Here is a 17,137-nt window from a genome sequence, read left to right as displayed (position 1 = left end):
TCAGGCCAACGGTGGTCGCAGCGGCGGCACCCTCGGCGTCGAAGGTGCGCGCACCTGCAAGGGCGGAGCGTAGGCTCGCGTGGCGGGCAGGGCGGTCATCGCGCTGGCGGGCATCGCCGGCACGGCGCTGGCGCACAGGCCGGCGCAGCCGCACGCGTGCCCGAGGGCGCCGCCGCAGAAGCGGTCGTGCGCGTGGTGGCAGTCATCCTGCGACAGCAGGTGCGCCACGCCCGGATGAGTGGGCTGGGCAACCATTGCTCTCGCGTGGGAACCCGTCGCCACGTGGGCCTGCACCATGCCGAAGGGCGCGCCGGTCAGCGAGCTCAACACCAGCATCAGCCACGCCAGCAGGCCCAGGGCGCGAAGGCCACGGGAACGTGCGATCAGGCGCAGCGACGGGGACATGCCGCCAGCGTACCGACACGATCCCACCCCCTCAACCCTGGAGGATGCTCCATGCGGCCTTACGGCTTGCTGTAACCCATATGCACCGTGATCTTGTCGCCGGCGGCGAGGTTCGCCACCGCCGCGGGCGGGAAATGCACCTTCAGCGACATGCCCTCGGCATCGACGTCCACCAGGCCGGTCTGTTTGTCCACCGAATTCACCGTCGCGGGCATCGCATGCATGCCCATCATGTTCATGTGCATGCTCTTCATCTGGTCGTGCCCGCCGTGCATGGTGCCCATGGTGTCCGGATCATGGGCACTGTCGGTCGGCATGGTGTTCTGGGCCAGCGCCACGCCCCCGCTTGCCAGCGCGAGAAGCAGGCCGGCGAGCACTCCGGTCAGCGGATGATGCGCAAGCGTTTTCATGGTGACCTCCTTTGGTCGGAACAGGATCGAAGCATGCGGCGGCGCATGTGCAGGGGATCGGAAGGCGTACCGCGGCATGCACACCTTGACGGTGGCTTCATGCAGCCATCTTGCGGCAACTTTCCGCGCAGGTCCGGCACGCCTGCACGCACTCGTCCATGCCACCGACCTTGGCGCAACTCTCCGCGCAGGCGGCGCAGAATTCGGCGCAGGCGCGACACATCGCAGGATGCTGGGGCGACTGGTCGAGCATCACCGCCGCCGCGGTACGGCAGACCTCCGCGCAGCTCAACATCAAGCGCATGTGTTCCGGCGCCACGTGCGCGCCGCCCTGTTCCAGGCACATGCCTGCCGCGTTCGACTGACAGGACTGGTAGCAGCGCAGGCAATCCTGGATGCAGCTCTGGGCGGAAGCGGACATCGTCATGGACGGCTCCTTCGATCGAGAAAAGTTGCGTCGATGGTCGCAAGGGTGTCGTCCGCGTCCCGTGACCAGCCGGCCACATGAAAGACGGACCCGCGCACCTGCTTTAAGCTGCAGCGGGCGAACGCATGGAACGGGGCAGGGCAACAAATGATCGACACGACGCGGGCGCTCCACACGCTGCTTCTGGTCCTGGACCTGTTCGGCACGTTCGTGTTTGCGCTCAGCGGCGCGCTGGTCGCCGTGCGGCGCGGCCTGGACCTGTTCGGCGTACTGGTGCTCTCCTTCGCCGCGAGCAGTGCCGGCGGCATCACCCGAGACCTGCTGATCGGCGCCACGCCGCCGGCGGCCATCGAGGACTGGCGCTACCTCGGCGTATCGCTGCTGGCCGGCCTGCTGACCTTCTTCCGTTATGCCGACATCGAACGCATGCGCAATCCGATGCAGCTGTCGGACGCGGCCGGGCTCGCCCTTTTCGCGGTGGCCGGGGCGCAGAAGGCGCTCGCCTACGATCTTCCGCCGGGCATGGCCGCGCTGCTGGGCATGCTCACCGGCATCGGCGGCGGCATGCTGCGCGACGTGCTGGTGTCGGACATCCCCGCGGTGCTGCGTGCCGAGCTCTACGCGGTGGCCGCGCTGGCGGGCGCCGGCGTGGTGGTGTTGGGCGATCTGCTGCACATGCCGCCCACGGCGACCACGCTGACCGGCGCCGGCCTGTGTTTCGGCCTGCGTTTCATGGCCATCCGTTACGGCTGGCGGCTGCCGGTCGCCCGGCCGCCGGATGCGGACCGGCACGGCTGATCCGGTCGCGTGCATGCCGAACGGGCTGAACCCCCGGCGACTGTCGCGGTCCCCTGTTGATCCTGGTCAACCGGATCCGGCCTTCCATTGACGAGGATGCGTCCGGCCCAACGCGAGATGCCTGTGGAACGTTTCGACGAGTTCGAGCGAGCGACGGGACCGCGCCGCGCGGTTCGCCCCGGCTTGCTCATGTTCCTGTGGAGCGTCATGGCGCTCCTGGCGTGGCCGGCTGCGGGCCGTGTCGCGGACAAGCCGTTCTGGCGCCCCGAACTGGCCCCGGTGGGGCCGATGGTGATGCTGGTCAGCCTCGACGAACAGCGCATGTATGTCTATCGAAACGGCGTGGCGATCGGCGCAAGCCGCATCAGCTCCGGACGCAGCGGCCACGAAACGCCGACCGGCGTCTACACCATCCTGCAGAAGGAACGCGAGCACCGTTCCAACCTTTACGACAACGCGCCGATGCCCTTCATGCAGCGCCTGACCTGGGACGGGCTGGCGCTCCACGCCGGCACGCTGCCAGGCCATCCCGCCTCGCACGGGTGCATCCGCCTGCCGGATAGCTTTGCCGAGAGCCTGTTCGAGATCAGTCCGCGCGGCACGGTGGTGGTGGTGACCGACCAGCGTGTGGCGCCCCCGCAGATCAATCATCCCGCGGCGATCGCCCCGCTCGGGCTGGGCGGCGCCGAACCCGCGCCGGCGGGCGCGGACGGCGAGCCCTGGCCGGCGGACGACGGCGGACCGGTCAGCGTGGTGGCGAGCACCCACGACCGGGCGCTCTACGTGCTGCAGTCGGGCCGGTTGATCGCGAGCACGCCCCTGAGCGTGCCGGAGGGTTTTACCGTCGGCGGCATGCTGCTGTATGTCCGGCGTGCGGAAGCCGTCGGCCTGGCCGAACAGAACGGCGGACTGTGGTCGGCCTATCGCGTGCTGGGCGAGGGGCCGGCGCCCGCGCCGCGGGCCTTGGCACGCGAGCTCAAGGTGCCCGACGCGTTCGGCGCCCGGTTGCGCGAGCGCATCGCGACCGGAACCACGGTGCTGGTCACCGACCTGCCGGCGCGCGGCGGCCAGCCGGTGCCCTACGGCACGCTGCTGGAGGCGCGGGAGGCGGTTCCCAAGGCGGGACCCGGCCATCCCTAGCGCTTTATTAAGGCAGGACGCGGCAAGCTGCGTTTTTCAGTGCCACACACGACATGCCTGCCTTCGCCCGACGCCTTGCCGCCGCCGCGCTCTTGCTCGCCCCCCTGGCAGCCGGCGCATCTCCCGCCGCCGCCGACAACCTGGCCCGGGCCCTGAGCCAGGCGGCCCCCGAGGCCAATCCGAAAGTGCTGGCGCTGGCGTCCCGGGCGCTGACCTGCGTGCAACGCAGCAGGCCGGCGAACACGCTGAGTGTGATCGACTATTCGCTTCCCTCCACCACGCCCCGGTTGTGGGTGTTCCAGCTTGGCCAGCAGCCGCGCCTGTTGTTCCAGGAGCGTGTCGCGCACGGGCGCAACAGCGGCGACAACATGGCGACGCGTTTTTCCAACCAGCCGGGCAGCCTGATGTCGAGCCTGGGCACCTTCGTCACCGACGGCACCTACACCGGGCACAACGGCTATTCGCTGCGGCTGAAGGGTGTCGACGGACGCTTCAACGACCGCGCGGAGGAACGCGCGATCGTGATCCATGGCGCCAGCTACGTGAGCGAAGCCTTCGCCCGGAGCCAGGGCCGGTTGGGCCGCAGCTGGGGATGCCCGGCGGTGCGCGCGGGCGTCGCGCACAAGCTGATCGACGCGATCGCCGACCACTCGGTGGTGTTCGCCTACTACCCGGATCCGGCCTGGTTGCAGGCGTCGAAACTGCTCGGCGACTGCAGCGGTGGCGACGAGGCGCTGTCCTCGCGCTGATCGCCCGCGCCGGCCAGCAAAACGTGCACGTGGCGGCAGATCTGGCGCTCCTCTTCCGAAGGCATGACGCGCACCTCGCAGGCGGCGTCGCGCGTGCCGATGCGCAGTGCGCCGCCCCGGTTGCGTGATTCGTCCAGCCGGATCCCCGCCCACCCCAGCCCTTCGCAGATGTCCGCGCGTGCCTGCGCGTCGTGTTCGCCGATCCCGCCGGTGAACACCAGTGCGTCGATGCCGTGCAGCACCGCCGCCATCGCGGCGATCTGCTTGCGCACCGAGAGCACGAACATGTCGATCGCCAGCTTCGCGACCGGTTCCTTGCGTTCCAGCTGGCGCAGCCGGCGCAGGTCGCCGCTGATCCCCGACACGCCGAGCAGGCCGGAGCGATGATCGATCAGGCGTTCGAGGCCGCGCGCGTCCATGCCTTTCTCGCGGACCAGCCAGGCCAGCACGCCCGGGTCCAGGTCGCCGCTGCGCGTGGCCATCATCACGCCGCCGTTGGGCGTCATGCCCATGCTGGTGTCGACGGAGCGGCCATCGCGTACCGCGGTGACACTGGCGCCGCTCCCAAGGTGGGCGATCACCAGCCGCGGCGGCGCCTCCGGCCAATGCGCCAGGATTGAGGCGCAGGACAGCCCGTGGAAGCCGTAGCGCTGCACGCCATCGGCCTGCAGCGCGCGGTCGATGGGCAACGTACGTGCCGCTTCGGGGAGGCCGGCATGGAATGCGGTGTCGAGGCAGGCCACCTGCGGCAGCGAGGGATAGCGTGCCTGCGCGGCGCGGACCACCGCCAGCGCCGTGGGCACGTGCAACGGCGCGAAGATGCTGGCCGCCTCCAACTGCGCCATCACCGCCGCATCGATGCGCGCATGCGTGCGCAACTGCGGCCCTCCGTGCACGATCCGGTGTCCGATCGCATCGGGCGCCGGCACGTCCAGGCCGGCCAGCAGCCGGGCGATGCGCGTGAAGGCCTGCACGCTGTCGGCGATCGCGACGGTTTCCTCGTGCAGGGTGGTGCCGCCGCGGCCGTCGCGCACGCGCAAAAGGCCCGCCGAGCTGCCGATCGCCTGCGCCTCGCCGGTGACGCGCGGATGCATCTCGCACCCGCGCGCGCCGAACAGCCCGAACTTCAGCGAGGACGAGCCGCAGTTGAGCGCCAGTACGTGGAAGCCACCGGGGTTCACGTCGAAGGCGTCCCGGGCGTCCATTGCCACGTGGCCACTTCAGGCAGGTCCTCGCCGTGCTCGCTGATGTACAGGCGGTGGCGCTCCATCGTGGTCCAGTAGCGGTCGGTCGCGTCCGAGGCGAGGTGCGCGAGGCGCGGCACGCGCAGGATCGCGTCCAGTGCGAGCTGGTAGCGGTCCAGGTTGTTCATCACCGTCATGTCGAACGGCGTGGTGGTGGTGCCTTCTTCCTTGTAGCCGCGCACGTGCAGGTTGTCGTGGTTGTGGCGGCGGTAGGCGAGGCGATGGATCAGGCCGGGGTAGCCGTGGAACGCGAAGATCACCGGCTTGTCGCGGGTGAACAGCGCATCGAAGTCGTGATCGCTCAATGCGTGCGGATGCTCGCCCGGCGGCTGCAGCACCATCAGGTCGACCACGTTGACCACGCGCACGCGCAGGTCCGGCGCGTAGTCGCGCAACAGCGTGACGGCGGCGAGCGTTTCCAGCGTCGGCACGTCGCCGGCGCACGCCATCACCACGTCGGGTTCGGCGTCGCCGGCGTTGCCGGCCCATGTCCAGATGCCCGCGCCGACGCTGCAGTGGCGGGCGGCCGCGTCGATGTCCAGCCACTGCGGAGCGGGCTGCTTCCCCGCCACGATCACGTTGACGTAGTTGCGGCTGCGCAGGCAGTGGTCGGCCACCGACAGCAGGCAGTTGGCATCGGGCGGCAGGTAGATGCGAACCACGTCGGCCTTCTTGTTTGCGACGTGGTCGAGGAAGCCCGGGTCCTGGTGCGAGAAGCCGTTGTGGTCCTGTCGCCACACGTGCGAGCTGAGCAGGTAGTTGAGCGAGGCGATCGGGGCGCGCCAGGGAATCTGCCGCGTGGTCTTGAGCCACTTGGCGTGCTGGTTGAACATCGAATCGATGATGTGGATGAACGCCTCGTAGCAGGAGAACAACCCGTGCCGGCCGGTCAGCAGATAGCCCTCCAGCCAGCCTTGGCACAGGTGCTCGCTCAGCACCTCCATCACGCGCCCCTCCGGCGCGAGGTTCACGTCCACCGGTTCGATCGCCGCCATCCATGCCTTGGAGGTGGCCTCGAAGACGTCCTGCAGCCGGTTGGAGGCGGTCTCGTCGGGACCGAACAGGCGGAAGTTGCATGCGTCCGCGTTCAGTCGCATCACCTCGCGCAGGTAGCGGCCAAGCGCGCGGGTGGATTCCATTTCCACCGCGCCCGGTGAGGGCACGGCGACGGCGTGGTCGCGGAACGGGGGCAGGGTGAGCGGCTGCAGCAGCATGCCGCCGTTGGCGTGTGGATTCGCGCCCATGCGCCGGCGCCCGGTCGGCGCAAGTTCGGCCAGTTCCGGCCTTAGGCGGCCCTCGGCGTCGAACAGTTCGCGCGGGCGGTAGCTCAGCAGCCAGTCCTCGAGCAGCTTCACGTGCCCGGGCTTGTCGAAGTCTTTCAGCGGCACCTGGTGCGCGCGCCAGGTGCCTTCCACCGGCAGGCCATCGACCACTTTCGGACCGGTCCAGCCCTTGGGCGTGCGGAACACGATCATCGGCCAGCGCGGCCGTTCCGGCGGGTGGCCGTCCGTCGCCGCCCGGGCGTTGCGCTGGATCTCGCCGATTCGCGCGAGTGCGAGGTCCAGCGCGGCGGCGAGCTGCCGGTGCACCGTGGCCGGATCGTCGCCCTCGACCAGCAGCGGCTCGTAGCCGTAACCGCGGAAAAGCGCGTCCAGTTCCTCGGGGGTGATGCGCGCCAGCAGCGTCGGGTTGGCGATCTTGTAGCCGTTCAGATGCAGGATCGGCAGCACCGCGCCGTCGCGCACCGGGTCGAGGAATTTGTTCGAGTGCCAGCTGGTCGCCAGCGCGCCGGTCTCGGCCTCCCCGTCGCCCACGATGCACGCGACGATCAGGTCGGGGTTGTCGAACGCGGCGCCGTAGGCGTGCGCCAGCGAGTAGCCGAGCTCGCCGCCTTCGTGGATCGAGCCCGGCGTTTCCGGCGCCACGTGGCTGGGCACGCCGTAGGGCCAGGAGAACTGGCGGAACAGCCGTCGCATGCCGTTGCTGTCGCGTTCGATGTCCGGGTACGTCTCGGTGTAGGTGCCTTCCAGATACGACTGCGCGACCAGGCCGGGACCGCCGTGCCCCGGGCCGATCACGTAGATCATGGACAGGTCGTGCGCCTTGATCAGCCGGTTCAGGTGCACGTAGATGAAGTTGAGCCCGGTGGTGGTGCCCCAGTGCCCGAGCAGGCGCGGCTTGATGTGCCGGCGCTCCAGCGGCACCTCCAGCAGCGGGTTGTCCTGCAGGTAGATCTGGCCGACCGTGAGGTAGTTGGCCGCGCGCCAATAGGCGTCCATGCGGCCGAGCAGCTCGTCGGACAGCGGCATGGGCATGGCAGGCTCCGGGACTCGCGCTGGGTCGTCGGTGAACATGGCTCCGGCTCCGCGTGGATGGGGTGAACGCCTGGCGCTCAGTGCGCGAGCAGCAGCGGCAACTGCGCGTGCGAGAGCACGTGATGGGTGGTCCCGCCGAGCACCAGTTCGCTGATCCGCGAGCGTCCCCATGCGCCCATGACCAGCAGGTCCGCGCGCATGGCCTCGGCCTCGCGCAGCAGGTGCACGCCGGCGTCCTCGCCGGGATGGAACGAGCGTCGCTGCCGCACGGTCACGCCCTGGCGCGCCAGCCATTCGCCCACGGCGAGGGTGGGCGGACCGAAGCCGGGCAGGGTCTCGTGCCACCCATCGAGCAGGTGGACCTCCGACGCCTTGCGCAGTAGCGGCAGCGCGGCACGGATCGCCTCGGTGGATTCGCCCGAGCCGTTCCAGGCCACCAGCACGCGCTCGGGCGCGCCGCGCACTTCATAGTCATCAGGCGCCAGCAGCACCGGCACGCCGCCGGCGAAGAGGGTGCGCGTGACGTTGTCCCAGCCGACTGGCAGATCCCGGTGGCCCGCCGGTGAGCTGCACACGAGCAGGTCGGCCATCCGCGAGAGGGTCGCCAGCACCGGGACGTACACGCCGCGGAAGACCTCCCAGCTGCCTTCCACGTTCGCGCGATGGCACAACTCCTGCCACCAGGGCGCGCGCCGACGCGCCGATTCCTCCTCCGCTTCGAGGATCGCCAGCGCATCGGGGATCGCCGTCACCGAGGGCATCTGCGCGACGATATGGACGCCCGACACGAACGCCTGCTGCTGCCGCGCGACGGCAAGGCCGAGCCGGATGGCGGGCAGATCCTCGCGCATCTGGTCGACGTCGATGATCATTTCGTACATGGCGTTTCTCCCGGCGGGGGCTTCATCCTCGGGCGGGACGCAGGCGTCGCGCTTGATCAGGATCAACCGCGCGCGGGGTGCCGGGCCGGCTGCGTCGCGCGCCATCGCCCGCCGGGTGGGCGTGGCCCCACGCCGTCCTCGCGGCCCTGAAAAATCGCGGCGGCGACGCTTCGCCCGAACCACTCCCGCGTTGACCGAAATCAAGTCGCGACGGCGACGGCGGCCTAGGCTGCCCTGCAGTCACCGCCCACAGCCGCGGCTGCCACCGCCGAAGGAGAAGCGCATGTACAAGCACATCCTGTTGCCGACCGACGGTTCCGAAGTGTCCAGGCGGGCGGTCGACATGGGCCTGGAACTGGCCCAGGCGCTGAAGGCTCGCGTGTATGCACTGCACGTGATCCTGCCGTTCCAGGCGCTTTCCTACATGACGCAGATCATTCCCGAGAGCGAGACCAGCTACACCGAGGAGTCGGTGCGCTGGGCCGAACGCTATCTCGGCGAAGTGCGCGACAAGGCCATGCGCGCCGGCGTGCCCTGCGACAGCGACTACGTGTTCGACAAGCATCCCTGCGACGCGATCCTGGACACCGCGAAGAAGCGCGAGTGCGACCTGATCGTGATGGGCTCGCACGGCTGGCACGGCTTCACCAAGCTGTTGCTGGGCAGCGAAACGCAGAAGGTGCTCGTGCGCAGCCAGTTGCCGGTACTGGTCTGCCGTTGAGTTCCGTGCCCGGTGCGGGCCGCCACGTGGGTGCCACCTGACCGCGCCGGGAATTGACGAGGATCAATCCGGCCCGGTTGACGGCATGCGCCAATGAACGCACAGGGGTATCACACGCGACGAGGTTCGCCCATGGCCACGCTACCCACCGGGATTCCTTCCCCCGCCAACGCCAGCCCACCCGTGCTGCTGGAGGGAACGCACTGGATCGACCACCTGCGCGACGGCACCGTGGTGCTGATCCGGCCGCTGCGCCCGGATGACCGCGAACGCGAGGAAGACTTCCTGCGCGCGATGTCGCCGGACGCCAAGCGCCTGCGCTTCATGTGCAGCTTCCGCGAAGCGAGCCCGGCGCTGGTCGACCAGCTGATGGACGTCGATTACGACAACCGCATGGCTTTCGTCGCGCTGGCGCACGAGGACGGCACGTTGCGCGAGGTCGGCATCAGCCGCTACAGCACCAACGGGGACCGCACGCGCTGCGAATGCGCCGTCACCGTGGCCGAACACTGGCGCCACCGCGGGCTGGCCGTGACGCTGATGCGCCACCTGATCGACATGGCCCGCCAGCACGGATTCAAGACGATGTATTCGGTCGACTCGGCGGACAACCGGGCGATGCAGGAGCTCGCCGCCTACCTGGGGTTCGAGCGCGCGCTCGATCCGAGCGACTCCACCCAGGTCATCCATACGCTGGCCTTGTGAGGAGCGCGCCATGAATGCGGTAGTCCATGCCCAGAACCGCGTGCCCGATGGTGCCGCCAGGCCCACGCTGCCGGTGGCTAACCAACCGTCGGACATCGTGGCGATCGCCACGACGACCTCTCCTTGGAATCCCGCCGTGCAGGTGGCCGCGACGCTGGCCGCACGCTGGCACAGCCTGCTCACGGGCTGTTTCGTGGACGAGTCGCTGCGGATGCTGCGCGGTCCGGAAAGCGAGCCGTCCGTGATGGGCCTGCTGCTGGACACCTCCGTGCAGGACTTCGAGGAAGGGGACGCCTTCCGCGCCTTCGCGCGATCCTGCGGCGTGCCGCACGCCTCGTGGGTGGTGGCGCACACCGGGCTTGCGCGCGTCCTGCGCGAACTGGGCGCGTGGCACAGCCTGGCCGTGCTGGAACGCGACCTCGTCGAGGCCGAAGCCCTGACCGAGCTGCTCGGCGAAGTGCTGCTGACCTGCCGGTTGCCAAGCCTGATCCTGCCCCCCGGCTGGAGCCGCGAAAAACCATTCCAGCGCGTGCTGGTGGCATGGGACGGCAGCACCGAGGCCACCCGGGCCATCCATGCGGCCCTGCCTTTCCTCCAGGGCGCGCGGCGTGTGGTGCTGCTCGATGGCGGCCGCCCGCACAGCCCGGAGGGCGAGTGCTATCTCCCGCACTTCGAGCCTTTCGTGTACATGGCCCGCCATGGCATCGAAGCGGACCCGATGTGCGTGGGCGTACCGGCGCGCACCGCGGGCGCGGCCCTGCTGAAGAAAGCCGATCAGGTCGGTGCCGACCTGATCGTGATGGGCGCCTTCGCCCATTCGCGCATGCGCGAACGGGCGATCGGCTGCGCGACGCGCTACGTGCTGGAACACGCGCAGATCCCGATCTTCCTCCAGCACTGAGGCCATCCCATCGCCGGTGCACATGGAAGCGGCGCATCGCACGAGGCGACAGATCAACACGAACAGGAAACTTCACATGAGCAAACAGGGCAAACCCGCCGGTGAGCGCTACACCGGCCTGTCGATCGGCGTGCACTGGCTGACGCTGGCGCTGCTGGTGGGCGTCTACGCCTGTATCGAACTGCGCGAGTTATTTCCCCGTGGCAGCGACACCCGCCAGGCGCTGGCGACCTGGCATTACATGCTCGGACTGGCCACGTTCGCACTGGTCTTCCTGCGTCTGGCGTTCCGCCTGGCCGGGCGCACGCCACCGATCCAGCCGCCGCCGCCGCGCTGGCAGCAACGGCTGGCTGGCCTGGTGCACCTGGCCTTGTATGCCTTCCTCGTGGCGATGCCGCTGCTCGGCTGGCTCATCCTGAGCACGGAAAACGAACCGGTGCCGTTCTTCGGCATGCAACTGCCGCCCCTGGCCGCGCCGGACCGTGCGCTCAGCCACAGCCTGGAAGAGATCCACGAAACCATCGGCACCGCCGGCTACTACCTGATCGGCCTGCACGCCGCCGCCGCGTTGTTCCATCACTACTTCATGCGGGACAACACGCTGCTGCGCATGCTGCCGCGCCACGGCCACGAGTGAAATGCAACCGCAGGAGCGCATCCTGTGCGCGATCGCGCGGCATCATCGTGCCGGTGCGGTCGCACATCGCCGCGTGCCTGCAGGAGCCGTGCACGCGAAAAGACTGCTTCAGTGCTTCAGCAATACCGGCAGGCGGCTGCGCGCCAGCACGGCGCCGGTGGTGGAGCCGAGGGGACGTTCGCCCGGACGGGGGCGTCCGCTGGCGCCCATGACGATCAGGTCTGCCCGCGTATCGCTGGCGTAGGCCAGTACCTGGTCGCTGGCGTCCTCGTCCGTGCCGGTGACGGTTTCGACCGCGGCGACGGGGACGCCATGCGCGCGCAGGTGTGCGAGCGCATCCGGCAGTCTGCCGCCGTCGCGAACGGCAGCCTGTTGCAGCAGGGAGACGACCTTTGCGCCGCGCAGAAGGGGCAGCGCGGCGTGCAGTGCACGGCTGGATGAAGTCGAGCCGTTCCACGCCACCATCGCATGTACCACGGGGCCGGGTGCGTGGTTGGCGTCGGGCACGGCGATGCAGGTGGCACCGGAAAGCAAGGCCTCGGCGACCAACCGCTCGTCCGGGAATCCCGGTGACGCATTACCCTGCAACACCAGCAGATCGTGCCAGTCGCCGATTGTCGCCAGGGCGTCGGGCGCCTGACCGATCGCGACCTGCCAGTACGTATCGGTGACCCCCAACTGGCCCGCCCATGCCGCGAAATCGCGCCCGGCGAGCATCGCCTGGTGCAGGTCGTCCTGCGCATAGGCGGCCATCTCCGCGGCGAGCTGCGCTGGCCCGGGCACCGTACCGCTGCGCGGTGCGATGAAGAGGCCGGTCAGCGTGGCGTGCATCGAGACGGCCAGTTGCGCCGCGTAACGCACGCTGCCATGCCAGGTCCGGTATCCCGGGCTATGGACCACGATATCGCGCACGGCAGACTCCTCGATCGCGGGCCGACCCGCTGGCGAAGCGTGCGCCAACGCCCGAGGACGAATTTGATCCAGGTCAGCACCGCGCGAAGCAAGCGACACGCGTGCAGTTGACCTGCATCACCTCGCGCCGCGGCCGCTGGCCTAGTGTCGCCGCAATGCCAACCGCTACCCCCCCGCGGCGCGACACGGAGCCACCGACATGTACGACATCCTGATCAACTCGCTCAACTACGAGGATTGGTCCCGAGGCGTCCAGTACGGCACGCAGCTGGCGACCCTGATGCAGGCGTCGGTCACAGGCGCATACATCTACCCCTCGCCGCTCTATGCCACGCCGAGCTTCAGCACGCCCGAACTGATCGAGGCGGTGTTGGAGACGGCACGCACGCTGGAGGCCAGCGCGCTGGCGGCCGAGCGTCCATTCGTGAGCTGGGCCAGCGCCATGGGCATCGAGCACGCCGCGTGGGTAGTGGGGCAGGGCATCCTGTCCGACGCGCTGGTGCAGATCGCCTGCTGGCATGACCTGCTGGTGCTCGAACGCGATCCGATGCGGACCTGGGCATCGCCCACCGACCTGGCCGCGCTGATCCTCGCGGTGGGCCTGCCGTGCATCGTGGTGCCGCCCCAGCCGGTGCGTGGCGTCGGTTTGTCGCGCGTGGCCATCGCATGGAATGGCGCGCCCGAGGCGATCCGCGCCGTGCATTCGGCCTTGCCGTTGCTGCAGCGGGCGGACGAGGTGGTGTTGCTGCGCGGCGCGCCCAAGGAAACGTTCCACGACGTGACCTGGAAGCCGCCGTTCGACATCGACGCCTATCTTCAGCGCCACGGCATCCGCGCCCGTTCGCAGGACCTGCTCACCAACGAGCACGACGCCGGCGAGGCGCTGCTCGAACAGGCGGATCGCTTCCACGCTGATCTTTTGGTGATGGGCGCCTATGGCCGTAGCCGGTTCAGTGAGTGGGCGCTCGGTGGCGCTACGCGGCATGTGTTGTGGCATGCGCGGTTGCCGGTGCTGTTCCGCCACTGAGTCTCGTCCATGCGCGCGATGGTGCTCGAAGCCGTGGGGGAGCCGCTCGTGCTGCGGCAGGCGGCCGACCCGGAGCCGGGCTCCGGCGAGATTCGCTTGCGCGTGGAAGCCTGCGGCGTATGCCGCACCGATCTGCACGTGGTGGATGGCGAGCTGCCTGCGATAGCCACGCCGGTCGTACCCGGACACGAAGTGGTCGGCCGGATCGACCGGATCGGGAAGGGCGTGCACCAGCTCGGCCCTGGCCAGCGCGTGGGCGTGCCCTGGCTGGGCTCGACCTGCGGCACTTGCGAGTACTGCCTTTGCGGACGCGAGAACCTGTGCGATACGCCGGGCTTCACCGGTTACACCCGGCCCGGCGGATTCGCCAGCCACCTCGTCGCGCGTGCCGAGTTCTGCATTCCGCTCGCGGAGGACGCCGATCCGGTCGCGACCGCGCCGTTGCTGTGCGCGGGGCTGATCGGCTGGCGCGCGCTCTGCCGGACGGGACAGGCGCGCGTCCTGGGCATCTACGGTTTCGGCGCAGCCGCCCACCTGCTGGCGCAGGTCGCGCGACACCAGGGGCGGCGGGTGTACGCGTTCACCCGGAACGGGGACCTGGCGGCGCAGGCCTTCGCCCGCTCGCAGGGCGTGGCATGGGCGGGCGACGCCGACGCGACTGCGCCGGAGCCGCTGGATGCGGCGATCATCTTCGCTCCTGCCGGCGAGCTGGTGCCGGTCGCGTTGAAGGCGGTGCGCAAGGGCGGCCGGGTGGTGTGCGGCGGCATCCACATGTCCGACATCCCGGGGTTTCCCTACCGGCTGTTGTGGGAGGAACGCGAGCTGGTTTCAGTGGCTAACCTGACCCGCGCGGACGCCCCTGCCTTCTTCGCCGAAGCCGCCAGGGCAGGGGTGTGCGCCACGACGAGGCGCTACCCGCTCGAAGCGGCGAACGAGGCGCTCGACGACCTGCGCCACGGCAGGCTCGACGGCGCCGCCGTCCTGGTGCCGTAACTGTCGCCGGCAAGACCGTTACGGACCGTTACACAGGGTTGCGCGACCGACGTCGTCTTGTGGCAATGGATGGCTAACGTGGACCCGTCGCCAGATCCGGGAAGACCGCCATGAACGCCCTTGCCACCCATATCCCGATGCCCGCTCCTGTGCCCGTGCAGCAAGGAATGGCTGCGGCCGGGCCCATCGACGTCGAACAGCTCTCGCGCCACGTGCAGGTGCTGCGCCGCAAGCTCGCACCCGGCCAGCATGTCTACCGGGCCGGGCAACCGTTCCATGCGATCTACCTGGTGCACGCGGGCTTCCTCAAGACCTGCGAGCTTTCCGAGGATGGCCGCGAGCGGGTGACCAGCTTCCGCATGCGCGGCGACCTGGTCGGCGTCGAGTCCATCGGCCTGGCGCACTACGCCTGCGACGTGGTGGCGCTGGACGACAGCGAGATCTGGGAGCTGCCGTACCCGCCGGTGCTGCACGCCTGCCTGCAGATGCCCGAGCTGCAGATCCGGCTGACCGCGGCACTGGCCGGGGAGATCCGCAACGACCGCGCGTGGATGCTGGCCCTGGGCACGCTCACCGCCGAGCAGCGCGTGGCCGCCTTCCTGCTGGACATGGCCGAGCGCCACATGCGGCTGGGCTTCAGCCCGCGCCATTTCCTGCTGCGCATGGGCCGCGCCGACATCGCCAGTTTCCTGGGGATCAAGCACGAGACGGTGACCCGCGCGCTGTCCAGGCTCGACCGGCTGCAGTGCATCGACGTGCAGCGACGCGAGATCCGGCTGCTCGATACGGACGGCCTGCGCCGCATGGCCGGGCAGGGTGCGACTATCCACTGAGGCAGTCAGCCCGAGCGCCCTTCCAGCGCCTGCGCCAGCGCCTCTCCCAATTGTTCCCGGCGGTAGGGCTTTCGCAACAGGCCTACGCCGCTCTGCAGCGCCTCGTCGGCGCCCTCGGTGGAACGCTCGTACCCGGAAGTCAGCAGTGCCGGCAGTGCGGGGCGCAGACGGCGGGCCTCGCGCACCAGCTCGAAACCGTTGGTGCCGTTGCCCAGCGCCACGTCCGAGAACAGCAACTGGATACCGCGGTCGATGCGCAGCAGCGCCAGCGCCTGCTCCGCGTTCCCGGCCTCCAGCGTGTCGTAGCCGAGCGCATGCAGGAAACGGACGGCGACCTTGCGCACGCCCGGCTCGTCCTCGACCACCAGCACCCGTGCGTGCCCGGGATTGACGCTGCCGGGCGTGCGGGCCTCGCCGGTCTCGTCTTCCGCCGGCGCAGTCGGCAGCAGGATTTCCACGCGCGTGCCGCGACCGGGCTGGCTACCGATGGTCACGCGTCCGCCCGATTGCTTGACGAAGCCGTAGACCATGCTCAGCCCCAGGCCGCTGCCCTTGCCGGCCTCCTTGGTGGTAAAGAACGGTTCCAGCGCATGGTCGAGCACGTCTTGCGTCATGCCGCTGCCGCTGTCTTCGACCAGGAACACGACGTACCGGCCCGGACGAAGGGCGCCCGCCTCGTTCGGCCCGATCGCGCGCGCGCGGGCGCTGATGCGCAGCGAACCACCCTCGGGCATCGCATCGCGCGCATTGATCGCGAGGTTGACCAGCGCCGTCTCCAGTTCGCCCGGATCGGCATACACGGCCGGGACGTGGGCGGGACAGTCCAGAGCTATGTGGATGCGCGCGCCCAGCGTGCGCGCCAGCATCTCGCCCAGCTCGTCGAAGATCTGATGCGGCCGCACGCCTCGCGGCGTCAAGGAGCGGCGGCGCGAGAAGCCCAGCAGCTTGCGGGTCAGGTTGATGCAGCGGTCGACCGCGCGCGAAGCACCGTCGATCAGCTCGCGCGCATCGGCCACCTCGCCGTACTCGGCGTCAAGGATCTGCAGGTTGCCCGAGACCACGGTCAGCAGGTTGTTGAAGTCGTGCGCGATGCCGCCGGTCAGCTGGCCCAAAGCATCGAGCCGTTGGGCGTGAGCGAGCTGTTCCTGGCTGCGGCCGCGCAGGACGGCCGCAGCCAGCATGTTGGCCGCCAATTGCAGGAAACCCAGTTGATCGCCATCCCACTCGCCTGGCTTCCGGACGAGCGCGAGCAACGCACCGGTGGCTTCGTGACGGTCCAGCAGCGGCACGATTGCCGCGTCGGCGAACCCATGCACGGCGAGCGCGGCACGCAGCGCAGGCAATGCTTCGGCGGGGCCGTCCGACAGCATCCACACGCCCGGCGGCTGCCTTTCGCCAAGCCGCGCCGCGAGACCGTCGCGCGCGAAAGCATCGCCCAGGGCGTCGAGCGCATCGATCGGAAGGCCGGCCGCCGAGCGGATCGGCAGCGCCTTGCCACCGGCCAAGCCCACCGCCACGGCGACGGCGTCGACGCCCAACGCCCGGGCGATCAGATCGGACACCGACACGCGCAGGGAACCATCGTTGCCGGCCTCGAGCATCAGTCGGCCCAACTCGGCCAGGTAGCCGTCGCGCTGCGCACGCCGCAGGGCCTGTCGTGTGCGGTGTGCTTCGGAAATGTCGCGGATGGAGGCGGAATATCGTCCGCTGCCTGCCGGGCTCAGCGCGATTTCCATGGGGAAGGTGGCGCCGTCGCTGCGCACGCCGATCAGTTCATAGCCCGCACCCATCGGGCGCACCCGGGGATGGGCCATGTAGCCCGCGCGATGGACGACATGCGCGGCCCGCGCGGCTTCGGGCATCAGGTTCTCCACCCGCAGGCCGACCAGCGCGCCGGGGGCGTAGCCGAACAGCCGGTGCGCCTGCGGATTGGCCAGCACGATATCGCCCGCCGCGTCGACCACCACCATCGCGTCCGGCGCGGTTTCGAAGAGCGTGCGGAACAGGCTTTCGTCGCCGGTGGCTGGGGATGGCATGAC

The 17,137-nt window shown here is 69.5% G+C and carries 18 protein-coding genes; 10 read left to right on the top strand and 8 right to left on the bottom strand.

What is annotated here, in order from left to right; all coding sequences use genetic code 11:
- From LQ772_RS08520 to LQ772_RS08510, 3 genes are all read right to left on the bottom strand, one after another.
- Positions 1-405, bottom strand: a complete 405-nt coding sequence (locus tag LQ772_RS08520; protein ID WP_231325735.1) for a hypothetical protein — start codon at positions 403-405, stop codon at positions 1-3.
- A gap of 59 nt (positions 406-464) precedes the next feature.
- Positions 465-815 carry a hypothetical protein gene (locus LQ772_RS08515; RefSeq protein ID WP_231325734.1) on the bottom strand — a complete coding sequence of 117 codons (351 nt, stop codon included), beginning with the start codon at positions 813-815 and terminating at the stop codon, positions 465-467.
- Positions 816-912: 97 nt separating this feature from the next.
- Positions 913-1,242 carry a four-helix bundle copper-binding protein gene (locus tag LQ772_RS08510; RefSeq protein ID WP_231325733.1) on the bottom strand — a complete coding sequence of 110 codons (330 nt, stop codon included), beginning with the start codon at positions 1,240-1,242 and terminating at the stop codon, positions 913-915.
- A gap of 147 nt (positions 1,243-1,389) precedes the next feature.
- On the opposite strand from LQ772_RS08510, the gene LQ772_RS08505 reads away from it, so the two are divergent.
- From LQ772_RS08505 to LQ772_RS08495, 3 genes are all read left to right on the top strand, one after another.
- On the top strand, positions 1,390-2,040 hold the full coding sequence (locus tag LQ772_RS08505) for a trimeric intracellular cation channel family protein (RefSeq protein WP_231325732.1): 651 nt from the start codon (positions 1,390-1,392) through the stop codon (positions 2,038-2,040).
- Between the two features lie 189 nt (positions 2,041-2,229).
- Positions 2,230-3,180 carry a L,D-transpeptidase family protein gene (locus LQ772_RS08500; RefSeq protein ID WP_231325731.1) on the top strand — a complete coding sequence of 317 codons (951 nt, stop codon included), beginning with the start codon at positions 2,230-2,232 and terminating at the stop codon, positions 3,178-3,180.
- Between the two features lie 53 nt (positions 3,181-3,233).
- Positions 3,234-3,929 (top strand): murein L,D-transpeptidase catalytic domain family protein, encoded by a 696-nt coding sequence (locus tag LQ772_RS08495; RefSeq protein WP_231325729.1) that lies wholly within the window; start codon positions 3,234-3,236, stop codon positions 3,927-3,929.
- On the opposite strand, the gene LQ772_RS08490 is transcribed toward LQ772_RS08495, so the two are convergent.
- From LQ772_RS08490 to LQ772_RS08480, 3 genes are all read right to left on the bottom strand, one after another.
- Entirely contained in the window at positions 3,848-5,134 is a 1,287-nt protein-coding gene (locus LQ772_RS08490; RefSeq protein WP_231325977.1) for an acetate/propionate family kinase, read from the bottom strand. The genes LQ772_RS08495 and LQ772_RS08490 overlap by 82 nt on opposite strands.
- Complete coding sequence (locus tag LQ772_RS08485; protein ID WP_231325728.1) at positions 5,107-7,488, bottom strand: phosphoketolase family protein; 2,382 nt, start codon at positions 7,486-7,488, stop codon at positions 5,107-5,109. The genes LQ772_RS08490 and LQ772_RS08485 overlap by 28 nt, the downstream gene beginning before the upstream one ends.
- 77 nt (positions 7,489-7,565) lie before the next feature.
- A complete protein-coding gene (locus LQ772_RS08480) occupies positions 7,566-8,369 on the bottom strand; it encodes a universal stress protein (protein WP_231325726.1) in 804 nt (267 codons plus the stop codon).
- Between the two features lie 283 nt (positions 8,370-8,652).
- On the opposite strand from LQ772_RS08480, the gene LQ772_RS08475 reads away from it, so the two are divergent.
- The 4 genes from LQ772_RS08475 to LQ772_RS08460 all read left to right on the top strand — a co-directional run bounded on the left by LQ772_RS08475 (position 8,653) and on the right by LQ772_RS08460 (position 11,333).
- Entirely contained in the window at positions 8,653-9,090 is a 438-nt protein-coding gene (locus tag LQ772_RS08475; RefSeq protein ID WP_231325725.1) for a universal stress protein, read from the top strand.
- 132 nt (positions 9,091-9,222) lie between these two features.
- Positions 9,223-9,795 (top strand): GNAT family N-acetyltransferase, encoded by a 573-nt coding sequence (locus LQ772_RS08470; protein WP_231325724.1) that lies wholly within the window; start codon positions 9,223-9,225, stop codon positions 9,793-9,795.
- A 10-nt stretch (positions 9,796-9,805) separates the two neighbouring features.
- Complete coding sequence (locus LQ772_RS08465) at positions 9,806-10,696, top strand: universal stress protein (RefSeq protein ID WP_231325723.1); 891 nt, start codon at positions 9,806-9,808, stop codon at positions 10,694-10,696.
- Between the two features lie 76 nt (positions 10,697-10,772).
- Entirely contained in the window at positions 10,773-11,333 is a 561-nt protein-coding gene (locus LQ772_RS08460; RefSeq protein WP_231325722.1) for a cytochrome b, read from the top strand.
- Positions 11,334-11,441: 108 nt separating this feature from the next.
- On the opposite strand, the gene LQ772_RS08455 is transcribed toward LQ772_RS08460, so the two are convergent.
- A complete protein-coding gene (locus LQ772_RS08455; RefSeq protein ID WP_231325721.1) occupies positions 11,442-12,245 on the bottom strand; it encodes a universal stress protein in 804 nt (267 codons plus the stop codon).
- 199 nt (positions 12,246-12,444) lie between these two features.
- Between LQ772_RS08455 and LQ772_RS08450 the strand changes: the two genes are divergently transcribed.
- From LQ772_RS08450 to LQ772_RS08440, 3 genes are all read left to right on the top strand, one after another.
- Complete coding sequence (locus LQ772_RS08450) at positions 12,445-13,272, top strand: universal stress protein (RefSeq protein ID WP_231325720.1); 828 nt, start codon at positions 12,445-12,447, stop codon at positions 13,270-13,272.
- 9 nt (positions 13,273-13,281) lie between these two features.
- Positions 13,282-14,265, top strand: coding sequence for a zinc-dependent alcohol dehydrogenase family protein (locus LQ772_RS08445; RefSeq protein ID WP_231325719.1), 984 nt, complete (start codon positions 13,282-13,284; stop codon positions 14,263-14,265).
- A gap of 110 nt (positions 14,266-14,375) precedes the next feature.
- The gene (locus LQ772_RS08440) at positions 14,376-15,098 is read left to right on the top strand and encodes a Crp/Fnr family transcriptional regulator (RefSeq protein ID WP_231325718.1); all 723 of its coding nucleotides are present in this window, start codon (positions 14,376-14,378) and stop codon (positions 15,096-15,098) included.
- Positions 15,099-15,103: 5 nt separating this feature from the next.
- Here the strand turns inward: LQ772_RS08440 and LQ772_RS08435 are convergent, their stop codons facing one another.
- The gene (locus LQ772_RS08435; RefSeq protein WP_231325717.1) at positions 15,104-17,134 is read right to left on the bottom strand and encodes an ATP-binding protein; all 2,031 of its coding nucleotides are present in this window, start codon (positions 17,132-17,134) and stop codon (positions 15,104-15,106) included.
- Between the last annotated feature and the right edge of the window lie 3 nt (positions 17,135-17,137).

This window comes from Frateuria edaphi, from assembly GCF_021117405.1.
GTDB classification, from domain to species: Bacteria; Pseudomonadota; Gammaproteobacteria; order Xanthomonadales; family Rhodanobacteraceae; genus Frateuria_A; species Frateuria_A edaphi.
The sequence above is the reverse complement of the archived record's forward strand: the minus strand, read 5'-3'. Positions and strand labels throughout refer to the sequence as shown.

Excerpts from the sequence above, each read along its gene's own strand:
- LQ772_RS08520 (WP_231325735.1), bottom strand. The coding sequence starts at position 405 with ATGTCCCCGTCGCTGCGCCTGATCGCACGTTCCCGTGGCCTTCGCGCC.
- LQ772_RS08515 (WP_231325734.1), bottom strand. The coding sequence starts at position 815 with ATGAAAACGCTTGCGCATCATCCGCTGACCGGAGTGCTCGCCGGCCTG.
- LQ772_RS08510 (WP_231325733.1), bottom strand. The coding sequence starts at position 1,242 with ATGACGATGTCCGCTTCCGCCCAGAGCTGCATCCAGGATTGCCTGCGC.
- LQ772_RS08505 (WP_231325732.1), top strand. The coding sequence starts at position 1,390 with ATGATCGACACGACGCGGGCGCTCCACACGCTGCTTCTGGTCCTGGAC.
- LQ772_RS08500 (WP_231325731.1), top strand. The coding sequence starts at position 2,230 with ATGTTCCTGTGGAGCGTCATGGCGCTCCTGGCGTGGCCGGCTGCGGGC.
- LQ772_RS08495 (WP_231325729.1), top strand. The coding sequence starts at position 3,234 with ATGCCTGCCTTCGCCCGACGCCTTGCCGCCGCCGCGCTCTTGCTCGCC.
- LQ772_RS08490 (WP_231325977.1), bottom strand. The coding sequence starts at position 5,134 with ATGGACGCCCGGGACGCCTTCGACGTGAACCCCGGTGGCTTCCACGTA.
- LQ772_RS08485 (WP_231325728.1), bottom strand. The coding sequence starts at position 7,488 with ATGCCCATGCCGCTGTCCGACGAGCTGCTCGGCCGCATGGACGCCTAT.
- LQ772_RS08480 (WP_231325726.1), bottom strand. The coding sequence starts at position 8,369 with ATGTACGAAATGATCATCGACGTCGACCAGATGCGCGAGGATCTGCCC.
- LQ772_RS08475 (WP_231325725.1), top strand. The coding sequence starts at position 8,653 with ATGTACAAGCACATCCTGTTGCCGACCGACGGTTCCGAAGTGTCCAGG.
- LQ772_RS08470 (WP_231325724.1), top strand. The coding sequence starts at position 9,223 with ATGGCCACGCTACCCACCGGGATTCCTTCCCCCGCCAACGCCAGCCCA.
- LQ772_RS08465 (WP_231325723.1), top strand. The coding sequence starts at position 9,806 with ATGAATGCGGTAGTCCATGCCCAGAACCGCGTGCCCGATGGTGCCGCC.
- LQ772_RS08460 (WP_231325722.1), top strand. The coding sequence starts at position 10,773 with ATGAGCAAACAGGGCAAACCCGCCGGTGAGCGCTACACCGGCCTGTCG.
- LQ772_RS08450 (WP_231325720.1), top strand. The coding sequence starts at position 12,445 with ATGTACGACATCCTGATCAACTCGCTCAACTACGAGGATTGGTCCCGA.
- LQ772_RS08445 (WP_231325719.1), top strand. The coding sequence starts at position 13,282 with ATGCGCGCGATGGTGCTCGAAGCCGTGGGGGAGCCGCTCGTGCTGCGG.
- LQ772_RS08440 (WP_231325718.1), top strand. The coding sequence starts at position 14,376 with ATGAACGCCCTTGCCACCCATATCCCGATGCCCGCTCCTGTGCCCGTG.
- LQ772_RS08435 (WP_231325717.1), bottom strand. The coding sequence starts at position 17,134 with ATGCCATCCCCAGCCACCGGCGACGAAAGCCTGTTCCGCACGCTCTTC.